The organism is Pseudochrobactrum kiredjianiae, from assembly GCF_030362795.1.
Classification (GTDB): domain Bacteria; phylum Pseudomonadota; class Alphaproteobacteria; order Rhizobiales; family Rhizobiaceae; genus Pseudochrobactrum; species Pseudochrobactrum kiredjianiae.
The window spans coordinates 176,602-189,198 of record NZ_JAUCBM010000006.1 but is presented as its reverse complement, the minus strand read 5'-3'; the positions used below and the strand labels follow the sequence as shown (position 1 = coordinate 189,198).

Genomic DNA, 12,597 nt, shown 5'->3' with positions numbered 1-12,597 from the left:
TCGGTTCATAAATAAGGTCATTTTCATGTGATGATAAAATGGGGCTTGCACACTATATCTTCAATATGACACGCGCTATGATACCATCAGTACAGACAAATTTGATATATGCTGCAGACGGACAGGATAAAAACCATGAGTCATGAAACACCATCAGTGAATAATAATGTGGTTTCATTGGCAGATTATCAGAAATCTGATGCCCCTGCGCCACGTAAAAAATTTGAAGACCTGCCACCTGCTGCCCAGCGTGCTTTGCTGGAAGCTGAAGCACGGCGTGAGGCTGAACAAAAAACCGAAGCGACAAAAGAAATCGGCGGTCGCGGTGGTAAAGACCCTGCACGCTATGGCGACTGGGAAATCAAAGGCCGCACGATCGATTTTTGAAAACCATAATGGTGTAGCCTAATGTTTTTATCAACTAATATGGGGCACCAATAGGGGATATTGGTCGCCGGTATAATCTGACATTCTTGTCTTTTCCTCCCGTAATGATGGTGTATCGGAAAGACAATTATGACAGATCACGAAATAAGAATGCTTGGTGTTGGTGGTGCAGAGCAACTCAGTGTGGCACCTCATCAGCCTTTGATACCGGCCGTTGACGAAATTCGTATTCGTCACAAGGCTATAGGGGTCAATTTCATTGATATTTATCACCGGTTAGGATTGTACCCTCTCAGTGAAATGCCTGCAATTCTAGGTGTTGAAGGGGCTGGTGTGATTGAGGCTGTCGGGAGCAATGTCCGTTCAGTCAAGCCCGGCGATCGTGTTGCTTATGTCGGTCTGCCTGTCGGCGCTTATAGCGCGACACGACTTTTGCCCGCAGAGCGCGCTATTGTTTTACCTGAAGATATAGTGACCACACTCGCTGCTGCGACAATGCTGCGGGGGATCACGGCCTATATGTTGCTACACGAAGATTACAAAGTGCAAGCAGGAACTGTGGTTTTGATCCATGCCGCAGCCGGAGGACTTGGTACTATTCTGGTTCGCTGGGCAAAGTTGTTGGGAGCCGTTGTGGTTGGAACGGTTAGTTCCTCTGCAAAAGCTGAAATAGCTTATAGCAATGGTGCGGATCTTGTCATTATTGGCAGAGATGCCGACCTCGTAAAACAAGTTAGCAGTTTTACCGGCGGGCTAGGTGTTGATGTGGCTTATGATGGTGTTGGCGGAAGTACACTTATAAAGACCATGCGTTGCACCCGTATAGCCGGTACCGTGGCGAGTATTGGTCGTGCAGCAGGCGCTGTCGAGCAAAATGCCGTTGATGAAATACAAAAACAGCGCTCCCTTATCTTTTTACGCCCGAGTGTGATTGCCTATGTATCTGATATTGAAAGATATCATAGGGCAGCTACGGCTGTTCTCAATGCAATGAGAGAAGGGGTTGTGGCAACTATCGGTGCTACCTATCCCTTGGATCAGGCAAGAGTGGCGCAGACGGATCTTGAAGAAGGGCACAGTACGGGCAGCCTATTGCTTATTCCCTAGGGCGTGTCGCTTTAAATGGAATTTATAGCGCTCGCTTTAGACACTTTTACTTGTCGCGTGTCATGTGATTCACGTGAAATGACGGGCAGATATACGGGCATAATAAATATCCCATTCATCCTCGCCGGTTTTATGAAAGCCGTGCTTCTCATAGAAACGGGCAGCATCGCTCTGTTGTAAGACACTGAGTGTGATGGTCTTCTTCGCTTGTTCTGCTTCAGTAATGAGTTGCGACAAAACAAGGCTGCCTAAGCCGTGTCCTTGAAATTGCGGTGCGATATAAAAATGTTCCAGCAGCAAGTCGTCTTCGTGAGCGCCAAATGCCACACAGCCGGCAAGCTGATCTTTTACGATAATTAAACGGGTATGTTGCGGGCGGAAGCTGTTTTGAAACCGCTCCAATGCCCGTTGCGGATCAAAGCGGCCGATGCGTTCCAGACTTTCGCGCATTGTCAGAAGCCGTAATGCAAACAGCTTGTCGAAGTCATCGGGATGAGCAGGGCTGAAATGAAAATGCATATTACGATCTTGAATAAATGAAGAATGGCCGAGCTTACCGGTTCAAATCCATGTAAATAAAAAGGCCGGTTAAACCGGCCTTTTTATATTTATTTGCGATTTTGACGATGCTCGATCAGATCATCAACCACGGCCGGATCGGCCAGTGTTGATGTATCGCCGAGTGCGCCGAAATCATCTTCTGCAATCTTGCGCAGGATACGGCGCATGATCTTGCCGGAGCGGGTCTTTGGCAGACCTGGTGCAAACTGAATCATATCCGGTGTTGCAATCGGCCCGATCTCGGTGCGCACATGCTTGGTCAGTTCTTTGCGCAGCGCATCTTCATCATGGTCTTCTTCGCCGGTCATCAGGGTGACATAGCAATAGATGCCCTGACCCTTGATCGGGTGCGGATAGCCGACAACGGCGGCTTCAGATACGGAATGGTGTGAAACCAGAGCCGATTCAATTTCAGCCGTACCGAGGCGGTGACCGGAAATATTCAGCACGTCATCGACGCGGCCGGTAATCCAGTAATAACCGTCTTCGTCACGACGGCAGCCGTCACCAGTGAAATATTTGCCCTTATAGGTGGTGAAATAAGCCTCGATAAAGCGGCGGTGATCACCATAGAGCGTGCGCATCTGACCCGGCCATGAATCGGTAATGCAGAGATTGCCGTCTGCCGCACCTTCAAGCACGGCACCTTCCGCATCAACCAGCTGCGGCTTGATACCGAAGAACGGACGGGTTGCTGAACCCGGCTTCAGGTCGGTAGCACCCGGCAGCGGCGTAATCAGAATACCGCCGGTCTCTGTCTGCCACCATGTATCAACAATCGGGCAGGCCTGATCGCCGACCACATTATAATACCATTCCCACGCTTCCGGATTGATCGGCTCACCAACCGAGCCGAGCAGACGCAGTGATTTGCGCGAATTGCGGGTCACAAAATCATCACCGGCACCCATGAGTGCGCGGATTGCGGTCGGAGCAGTATAGAAAATATTGACCTGATGCTTGTCGATAACTTCCCAGAAGCGTGCCTGATCCGGGAAGTTCGGCACACCTTCAAACATCAGTGTGGTCGCACCATTGGCGAGCGGACCATAGACAATATAGGAGTGACCGGTAACCCAGCCCACATCCGCCGTACACCAGTAAACATCACCTTCGTGATAATCGAAGACATATTGATGGGTCATGGAGGCATAAACGAGATAGCCGCCGGTGGTGTGCAGCACGCCTTTCGGCTTGCCTGTCGAACCGGATGTATAGAGGATGAAGAGCGGGTCTTCGGCCTTCATTGGTTCCGGTTCGCAAACTGCATCGACGCTTGCGACTTCCTGATGGTACCAAAGATCACGACCGCGACCCCAATGGATCTTACCGCCGGTACGACGCACAACCAGAACCTTGTTGACGAATACATATTGCTTGGCCGCAATATCAATCGCGGTATCGGTATTTTCTTTCAGCGGAATAGGTTTTCCGCCGCGAATACCCTCATCCGAGGTGATGACGAATGTGGATTCACAGTCAATAATACGGCCTGCCAGCGCTTCCGGAGAAAAGCCGGCAAAGACGATCGAATGTACCGCGCCAATGCGCGCACAGGCCAGCATGGCATAGGCGGCTTCCGGAATCATCGGCAGATAAATGGTAACGCGGTCGCCTTTGCGCACACCGTGTTTTTTCATCACATTGGCGAGACGGCAGACATTTTCATGTAGCTCGCGATAGGTGATTTTCTTGTCGATATAAGGGTTGTCACCTTCCCAGATAATTGCGGTCTGATCGCCGCGCTTTTCAAGGTGACGGTCAATACAGTTGTAAGAGACGTTGGTAACGCCGTCTTCATACCAGCGGATGGAGACATTATCCTCAAAGGAGGTGTCTTTTACCTTGGTGTAAGGGGTAAACCAGTCAATACGTTTACCGTGCTTGCCCCAGAAGGCTTCAGGGTCGCTGATGCTTTCATTATACCATGAATGATAGGTTTCATTGTCGATCAGCGCGCGCGCCTTCGCCTCCGGCAATACCGGATATTTCTTCTCGGACATAGTTCCTCCTCGTACCGGCGGCCCTCCTTGCCGGCACATTGCATAAAAAGCCGCATCATTGTTACTGGCTGCGACCCGCATCGTAAATCAGGCAAAAAGTCTGATGCTGCCGGTGGCTGCAATTCAGAAATAAGCTGATCAGTCTCCCGCATTGACATGCAGCAGGCTAAAGCATTTCATATTCAAACTGAAACATTGGAAATGCTATATATTTTTGTTTTACGCGCATCTTGTCCGAAAATAGGTTCCCCCTTTCGGGATGCGCTTTATCTCCGGCATAAATGTCTGAGATTACGCCGGAGTTTATAATTGTTATGAAGTGACGCAAGACAAATATTTGCGACATGATGGTTTTGCAGCAGAATAAAGTGCAGAACCTTCAGAGCGCCGTGTGCCAGACTTGGCACACAAAACTCGCTCTAGCACTTTTAAATTAGAGTGTGTTTCCGTCAGGCCTGTACCAATGGCGGGCGACTGCCGAAAATCGCCGAGCCGACACGCACCTGAGTAGCGCCGAAAGCAATGGCGGTTTCAAAATCGCCGGACATGCCCATCGACAGCTCTTTGACACCGGCCTCATTCGCCAATTTGCGCAGCAATGCAAAATGTGGTCCCGGATTTTCATCGACCGGCGGAATACACATCAGACCGGCAATCTCCAGACCATGCACATCGCGGCAGCGGGCAACAAAGGCAACAGCTTCAAGCGGGTCAATACCGGCTTTCTGCTCTTCACTGCCGGTATTAACCTGCACAAAGAGTTTCAGCTCACGGTTTTGTTTTTTGGTCTCGGTAGCAATTGTTGCTGCGATTTTCTCACGGTCAACGGTCTGGATCACATCGAACAAAGCCACAGCTTCCGCTGTTTTGTTGGACTGTAATGGGCCAATCAGATGCAGTTCAATACCGGAAAATTTCTCACGCAGTTCAGGCCATTTGCTTTCGGCTTCCTGCACGCGATTTTCACCAAAAACGCGCTGACCGGCATCAAGAACAGGGGTAATTTCATCGGCATCAAAGGTTTTGGAAACAGCTACCAGTTGTACCGAGTCTGCCGCCCGCTGCGCTTCCTGTTCACTTTGCGCAATGGCATTACGAACGGTTTTGAGGTTGTCCGCAATGATGCCATTCTGGTTGTCGGCGGGTACATTCATGGTATAAAACTCCTTTTTCTGCCGCTTCACTATGGGATAAGGTTGACGCTCTGGCCAATCCATGATGAAGGTCACACACCATATTCCATTCTCTTTGCATGAGTAAATACAGCCATGGTAACTGAACGGGCAACCGAACGATATAATCCGCGCGTAAGCGAAGCCCATTGGCAGAAGATCTGGGACGAAAGCAAGATCTTCGAAACGTCCAATGATGATCCACGCGAAAAATATTACGTGCTGGAAATGTTTCCTTATCCATCCGGCCGCATTCACATCGGTCATGTGCGCAACTATGCAATGGGCGACGTGATCGCCCGCTATAAGCGCGCGCGCGGTTTTAACGTTCTACACCCGATGGGTTGGGATGCCTTCGGTATGCCTGCAGAAAATGCGGCGATGCAGAACAAAGTTCATCCGAAGGAATGGACCTATCAGAATATCGCTACCATGAAGCGTCAGCTCAAAACCATGGGTCTGTCGCTGGACTGGTCACGTGAGTTTGCAACCTGTGACGTGGATTATTACCACCGTCAGCAGATGCTGTTCCTTGATATGTTTGAAAAAGGTCTGGTGACCCGCAAGACATCCAAGGTCAATTGGGATCCGGTCGATAACACCGTTCTGGCCAATGAGCAGGTTGTTGACGGGCGCGGCTGGCGTTCCGGTGCGCTGGTTGAACAGCGTGAACTGACCCAGTGGTTCTTCAAAATCACCGATTTCAGCGATGATCTGCTGGCCGGCCTGGATACACTTGACCAGTGGCCGGACAAAGTGCGTCTGATGCAGAAAAACTGGATCGGTAAATCGGAAGGTCTGCAGCTGCGTTTTGCACTCGCTGAGCGTGCCAGTGGGTTGGAAAGCGACATCGAAGTTTATACCACCCGTCCGGATACGCTGTTCGGGGCATCTTTCGTAGCGATTGCTGCTGATCATCCGCTGGCAAAACAGCTGGCTGAAACCAACGAAGGTCTGGCCGCGTTTGCCGCCGAGTGCCGCCAACACGGTACATCTGTTGCAACACTCGAAACCATTGAGAAAAAAGGTTTCGATACGGGCTTACGCGTTCAGCATCCGTTTGACCCATCATGGACATTGCCGGTCTATGTCGCCAATTTCGTGCTGATGGAATATGGTACAGGCGCGGTATTCGGTTGTCCTGCGCATGATCAGCGCGATCTGGATTTCGCCAATAAATACAAGCTGACCGTCACACCAGTGGTTCTGCCAAACGGTGCGGATGCGGCAAGCTTTGCAATTACCGATACCGCCTATAGCGACGAAGGCACGCTGTTTAATTCGCGTTTCCTCGACGGTATGACACCGGAAGCCGCTTTCAATGAAGTGGCAGATCGTCTGGAAAAGACTGATCTCTATGGTCAGCCGCAGGCATTCCGTAAGACACAATATCGTCTGCGCGACTGGGGTATTTCCCGTCAGCGCTATTGGGGTTGCCCGATCCCAATGATTCATTGTGAATCCTGCGGAACCGTTCCGGTACCACGCAATAATTTGCCGGTGCAGCTGCCGGATGATGTGGAATTTGACCGTCCGGGCAATCCGCTCGACCGTCATGACGGCTGGCGCCATGTCAACTGCCCGAAATGCGGCAGCAAAGCCCGCCGTGAAACCGATACGATGGATACATTCGTGGATTCATCATGGTATTTCGCGCGCTTTACTGCCCCGTGGGAAAATGAGCCGACAGATATTAAAGCCGTTGATGAATGGCTGCCGGTCGATCAGTATATCGGTGGTGTGGAACATGCGATCCTGCATCTGCTTTATTCGCGCTTCTTTACCCGTGCGATGAAAGTTGCCGGTCATCTGCAAGTGGAAGAGCCGTTTAAAGGTCTGTTCACGCAGGGCATGGTGGTTCACGAGACCTATAAGCATAATGGTCAGTGGGTATCGCCGCTGGAAATCCGTATTGAAGATAAGAACGGCGTGCGTTCGGCAACAATGCTGGATTCCGGTGAGCCGGTTGATATCGGCTCGATTGAAAAAATGTCGAAGTCGAAGAAAAACGTCGTCGATCCTGATGATATTATTTCTTCTTACGGTGCTGATACTGCGCGCTGGTTCACTTTGTCGGATAGCCCGCCGGAGCGTGACATTGTCTGGACAGAAGCCGGTGCGGAAGGTGCACATCGCTTTGTACAGCGTGTCTGGCGTCTGATCTCTGAAGCCGGTGAAAACCTGATGGGTGTTGCGCCAAAGGCTGCCTATGAAGGTGAAGCTGCACAGATTTCCAAAGCGGCCCATAAGACCGTGAAAGCTGTTGGCGATGATATTGAGAAAATCGTCTTCAACCGTGCAATCGCCCGTCTTTATGAGTTGCTCAATGTGCTGAGCGCACCTTTGCAGGCGATTGCTGCCGGTAAAGCTGATGATGTGACCAAAGCGGCAACCCGTGAAGCAACAGATATGTTCATCGCGATGATCGCACCGATGATGCCGCATCTGGCTGAACAGTGTAATGCTGCTCTGGGTGCGACTGATCTGGTTTCCACCCGTAGCTGGCCTGTGATTGATGAAGCGCTGCTGGTGGAAAATGACATCACTCTGCCGGTACAGATCAACGGCAAAAAGCGCGGTGACATTACAATTGCGCGTGATGCAGACCAGGCAACAGTGCAGACGGCAGTTTTGGCACTTGACTTTGTGCAGGCTGCATTGAACGGTAATGCACCGAAAAAGCTCGTTGTTGTACCGCAGAGGATTGTGAATGTTGTTGTCTGACCATAAAGCCAAAGACAAATCTCCGATCCGCAGCAAGCGGCTGGCAATTCTGACAGGACTTGTCCTGTCAGCTTTTGTTGCCGGTTGTACGGTACAGCCGCTTTATTCAACAGGCGGCAGCGCCAGCGTTGGTGGCGTGCCTTCGAGCGTGAAGACCAAGCTGGCCTCCGTTAAGGTGGATGATGTGGATTCCATTCCTGCACAGGCGGTACGTAACCGTCTGATCTTCGGCCTGTCGGGCGGAGCAGGAGAGCCATCGCAGCCAGCTTATCATCTGGCGCTTGGTTTCTCCACATCGACAGAATCTGCTGTTGAGGTGGATGTTGGTGATAAGACGGAAGGTCGTGCCTCTGCCGGTACTGTTCGTATGATCTCGAATTACGCTTTGCGTGATCGCGACGGTAAGGTCGTGGCAACAGGTCGTCGTCAGGTTAGTGCGTCCTATGACCGTCCGCGTCAAGAATTTGCGAACTTGCGAGCCCATCGTGATGCCCAGCAGCGTGCGGCTGAAGAGCTGGCGCAGTATTTGGTACTGTCGCTAGCTCAGGACATGCAGAAACTTCCATAAAAAACGCCTGATCGGCCTACAAATGGCGATTTTCTCCACTTCCGGTGCTCACGTACTATAAGTACGCTCCGCTCCGGTTCTCGAAAATCACCATTTTCGTCACGATCATCCGCTTTTTAAAGCTTTTCCAGCAAAAGTGCGAAGCGGTTTTGCGTGGGATAATGCGTAAAACAAAGAATTAGAGCGGCTTCACGATCCAATGAAAACCGGAACCGCTCTAAGACGTTGCGACATTGTTTTGAATATTAAAAAAGCCCGCTGAAAAGCGGGCTTTTTTATTTATGCGATGACTGCCTGATTAAGCAATCGATTGACCGGTTTTTGCCCAGTCAGCCAAAAATGCTTCAAGACCCTTGTCAGTCAGCGGATGCTTGACAAGTGCTTTCAGCGTTGCCGGTGGTGCAGTGATAACGTCTGCGCCGATCAGTGCAGCTTCTTTAACATGATTAACTGTACGTACCGAAGCAGCCAGAATCTGTGTTTCGAAAGCGAAGTTATCGAAAATGGTGCGGATTTCACCAATCAGATCCATGCCGTTCAGGCCGATATCATCAAGACGACCAATGAAAGGCGAAACATAAGTCGCACCGGCTTTGGCAGCCAGCAGTGCCTGATTAGCCGAGAAGCACAGGGTCACATTGGTTTTGTGGCCATCGGAAGTCAGCGCTTTACAAGCTTTCAGACCTTCCAGTGTCAGTGGCAGCTTGATGCAGATATTGTCGGCGATTTTCGCCAGAACTGCTGCTTCTTTCATCATGCCGGCATATTCAGTCGCTGTCACTTCAGCAGAAACAGGACCTTTGACGATCGAGCAGATTTCTTTCGTCACTTCAAGAATGTTGCCACCGGACTTCAGGATCAGCGATGGATTGGTGGTAACGCCGTCAACCAGTCCCAGATCGTTGAGTTCACGGATGTCTTTGACATCGGCGGTATCCACAAAGAATTTCATTTCAGCTTATCCTCCGTAATGGGTTTGCTGTACAGACGGGATTATACCCGACAAAGATAGGTCTGTTTACCGTATATTTCTATAAATCGGAACTGTCTTTGATAAATAACCATGTGCACAGCAATAATTGTATTTGCAGGCCGTTTGCGGTTAAGTGCGCCATGATGCCAATCTATGAGACCGGCCTTCGAAATTAAATACCGGAAATGATCAGGATACTCTTTTGAACGGGAAGACAGAAATAAAGACGCGCCGTGTTGTTCCGGTTCTTGTGCCGATGCCAGCGGAGCGTCCCTATAGCTATCTGGTTCCTGATGATATGGACGTTCAGGCCGGTTCAATCGTGCGCGTACCTCTGGGGCCGCGCGAGGTTGCCGGTATTGTGACCGATGATGCCAGCGATCAGGTTGATCCTAAAAAGCTGAAATCCATTCTGCATGTTTTTGACTGCCCGCTTGTGAGCCGCGATATGCTGCGCTTTATTCGCTGGACGGCGGAATATACGCTCTCACCTCCGGGCATGGTGGCGCGCATGGTGCTGCGTGCGCCCGCTGCTTTTGATCCTGAGCCGTTTATACCGGGCTTGCGTTATATCGGCGGCAAGGCCGAGCGGCTGACCGCTGCGCGTGAGAAAGTGCTGGAAACGGCCAATAATGGTCTGAGCTGGACAAAGTCCGGCCTTGCCCATGCGGCAGGGGTTTCCGGCAGTGTGGTTGAAGGGTTGAAAGCGCAAGGATTGTTCGAAGATGTGATGATCCCGCCACCACCCGTGGTTGGCGAACCTGATCCGTTTTACGGGCAGGCAGACTTGTCGGAAGATCAGCAGGCTGCAGCGCAATGTCTGGTCGAGGCGGTTGAAGAAGATGCCTATTCGGTCTCGCTGCTCCATGGTGTGACCGGCTCAGGTAAGACAGAAGTTTATTTTGAAGCGGTGGCGCGTGCTGTGGAGCTTGGCAAACAGGTTCTGATCCTGCTGCCTGAAATTGCATTGACGCAACAATTTCTCGACCGTTTTGAAAGCCGGTTTGGTACGCGACCGGCGGAGTGGCATTCTGATCTGGCACCCCGCCAGCGTGAGCGGGTCTGGCGACAGATTGCAGAAGGCACAGTTAAAGTAGTGGCCGGTGCACGTTCTGCCTTGTTTTTGCCCTTTGCCAATCCGGGGCTGATCATTGTCGATGAAGAACATGACCCTGCCTATAAGCAGGAAGACCGCGTCTTCTATAATGCGCGTGATATGGCGGTGGTGCGCGGCTCTATCGGCAAATTCGCTGTTATTCTGGCATCTGCCACGCCATCGATTGAGAGTCTGGTTAATGCCAATCAGGGGCGCTACCGCTATGTGCCGTTGCAGGGGCGTTATGCCGATGCGGCTTTGCCGGATTTGAAGCCACTCGATATGCGCCGCTCACCACCGGTGGCGGGGCGGTTCCTGTCTCCGGCGATGGTTGAAGCTGTCGGGCAAACACTGCAACGTAAAGAGCAGGCCTTGCTGTTTCTCAACCGGCGCGGTTATGCACCGCTGACTTTGTGCCGTGTCTGCGGACATCGCTTTCAATGTCCGGATTGCTCAAGCTGGCTGGTGGAACATCGCTTTCGTGGACAGCTGATGTGCCATCAATGCGGTTATCACGAGAAAAGCCCTGATGCCTGTCCGTCCTGCGGCGCACTCGACAATCTGGTGGCTTGCGGGCCGGGTGTCGAGCGTATTGCGGAAGAAGCCGCTGCAACCTTTCCTGATGCAAGGATTATCGTACTGTCGTCCGACATGGCCGGTGGCGTGACACGGCTGCGGATGGAGATGGAAGCGATTGCCAAAGGGGAGGCGGATATTGTGATTGGCACCCAGCTGGTCGCTAAAGGGCATAACTTTCCGCTGATTACGCTTGTCGGGGTGATTGATGCCGATCTCGGTCTTGCCAATGGCGATCCGCGTGCAGCCGAGCGCACATTCCAGCTGCTCAATCAGGTGACAGGCCGTGCGGGACGCACAGGGCGAAAAAGTGTGGGTCTGCTTCAGACCTATCAGCCGGATCATCCGGTGTTGAAAGCGATTGTTGCCGGTGATGCCCATGCGTTTTATGAGCGTGAAATTGATGAGCGTCAGCGTGGAATGCTGCCGCCTTTCGGACGGCTGGCCGCACTGATTATCTCAGCTGACAGCAGGGCAGAGGCTGAGAGCCATGCGCGTGCATTACGCCGCGCAGCGCCGAGAGACGGTGATATTGAAGTGCTGGGGCCCGCTGAAGCGCCATTGGCAGTGATTCGTGGCAGGCATCGCTTCCGCTTGCTGGTGCAGGGATCAAAGCGTTCAGACATTCAGTCTTACTTGCGAGCCTTATTACAGGCCGCGCCGAAAGCGCGCGGCTCTTTACGTGTTCAGGTGGATATCGATCCGCAAAGCTTCCTGTAAGGCCTGATACTTGCTCGCGAGCGCAGTCATTATCGTGGTTTTGACTGTCTTCAGAGGATAGAGCGCTGTGCGCCCTCTTTGGTGCACTAAACTCGCGCTAACACTTTATATTTACAGCATAATTTTACCTTAAACTGATTCAGGTTTAAGGAGTTATGCTGTAGCGTTTCAAATAATTTCGCTTTTCATGATTGCAACTCGGGAATATAGCTCGTTCAATAAGTGATGTCTGTTGATATTCGAAGACGCATATCCGCAATTTAAAGAGGTGCAGCGTGGCATTTTATCTACCTTCAAGTCAGGGCGAATGGCTGGCATGGTCTGTGGCTGTCATTACCTTGCTTTTCGGGCTGTTACTGATGTTTGCGCCCGGCATTTCACTGAAAATCCTGCGCCTCAGCGCCCCTGATCTGCGTGTGCATGCCTTGTCATCCGTGCGTGCGACCATTGCTGGCCCTTATATCGGTCTTGGCGTGGCATGCCTGCTCTTTGCTCAACCGTTTTTGTGGATGGCACTTGGTTGTGTCTGGGGCTTTGTCGTTTTCGGCCGGTTGATTTCGATGATGTCGGACAAAACCAACAGTTTTTATAACTGGATTGCTGCTCTGATTGAACTGATGCTCGCTGCAGGACCGCTGCTCTTTGCCTTTGGCTTTGTTGCCTGACTTTTGTCTGCGGTCGAAGTTTAGTAGAATCTGTCTGCGGCACGG

General features: G+C 51.5%; 10 protein-coding genes. 6 read left to right on the top strand and 4 right to left on the bottom strand.

Features of this window, described 5'->3' with window-relative positions:
• Positions 1–135 precede the first annotated feature (135 nt).
• Together QUF18_RS13600 and QUF18_RS13595 are read left to right on the top strand one after the other, a co-directional pair.
• Positions 136–387 carry a DUF1674 domain-containing protein gene (locus tag QUF18_RS13600; protein ID WP_289387771.1) on the top strand — a complete coding sequence of 84 codons (252 nt, stop codon included), beginning with the start codon at positions 136–138 and terminating at the stop codon, positions 385–387.
• A 129-nt stretch (positions 388–516) separates the two neighbouring features.
• Positions 517–1,494, top strand: a complete 978-nt coding sequence (locus tag QUF18_RS13595; RefSeq protein WP_289387770.1) for a quinone oxidoreductase family protein — start codon at positions 517–519, stop codon at positions 1,492–1,494.
• 69 nt (positions 1,495–1,563) lie between these two features.
• Here QUF18_RS13595 and QUF18_RS13590 read toward each other — a convergent pair whose 3' ends face one another.
• From QUF18_RS13590 to QUF18_RS13580, 3 genes are all read right to left on the bottom strand, one after another.
• Positions 1,564–2,013, bottom strand: a complete 450-nt coding sequence (locus tag QUF18_RS13590) for a GNAT family N-acetyltransferase (protein ID WP_289387769.1) — start codon at positions 2,011–2,013, stop codon at positions 1,564–1,566.
• A gap of 89 nt (positions 2,014–2,102) precedes the next feature.
• Positions 2,103–4,058 (bottom strand): acetate--CoA ligase, encoded by a 1,956-nt coding sequence (acs, locus tag QUF18_RS13585; protein WP_289387768.1) that lies wholly within the window; start codon positions 4,056–4,058, stop codon positions 2,103–2,105.
• A 449-nt stretch (positions 4,059–4,507) separates the two neighbouring features.
• On the bottom strand, positions 4,508–5,212 hold the full coding sequence (locus QUF18_RS13580; protein ID WP_289387767.1) for a YggS family pyridoxal phosphate-dependent enzyme: 705 nt from the start codon (positions 5,210–5,212) through the stop codon (positions 4,508–4,510).
• Between the two features lie 114 nt (positions 5,213–5,326).
• On the opposite strand from QUF18_RS13580, the gene leuS reads away from it, so the two are divergent.
• A complete protein-coding gene (leuS, locus tag QUF18_RS13575) occupies positions 5,327–7,954 on the top strand; it encodes a leucine--tRNA ligase (protein WP_289387766.1) in 2,628 nt (875 codons plus the stop codon).
• Positions 7,941–8,522: an LPS assembly lipoprotein LptE gene (gene lptE / locus QUF18_RS13570; RefSeq protein ID WP_289387765.1), complete on the top strand. Its 582-nt coding sequence runs from the start codon at positions 7,941–7,943 to the stop codon at positions 8,520–8,522. Before leuS ends, lptE begins: the two co-directional genes overlap by 14 nt.
• A 298-nt stretch (positions 8,523–8,820) precedes the next feature.
• On the opposite strand, the gene fsa is transcribed toward lptE, so the two are convergent.
• Complete coding sequence (gene fsa / locus QUF18_RS13565) at positions 8,821–9,474, bottom strand: fructose-6-phosphate aldolase (RefSeq protein ID WP_289387764.1); 654 nt, start codon at positions 9,472–9,474, stop codon at positions 8,821–8,823.
• A 223-nt stretch (positions 9,475–9,697) separates the two neighbouring features.
• Here fsa and QUF18_RS13560 point away from each other — a divergent pair, with 223 nt between their 5' ends.
• Positions 9,698–11,887: a primosomal protein N' gene (locus QUF18_RS13560; RefSeq protein ID WP_289387763.1), complete on the top strand. Its 2,190-nt coding sequence runs from the start codon at positions 9,698–9,700 to the stop codon at positions 11,885–11,887.
• A gap of 275 nt (positions 11,888–12,162) precedes the next feature.
• A complete protein-coding gene (locus QUF18_RS13555) occupies positions 12,163–12,552 on the top strand; it encodes an AGROH133_08824 family phage infection protein (RefSeq protein WP_289387762.1) in 390 nt (129 codons plus the stop codon).
• Positions 12,553–12,597 lie beyond the last annotated feature (45 nt).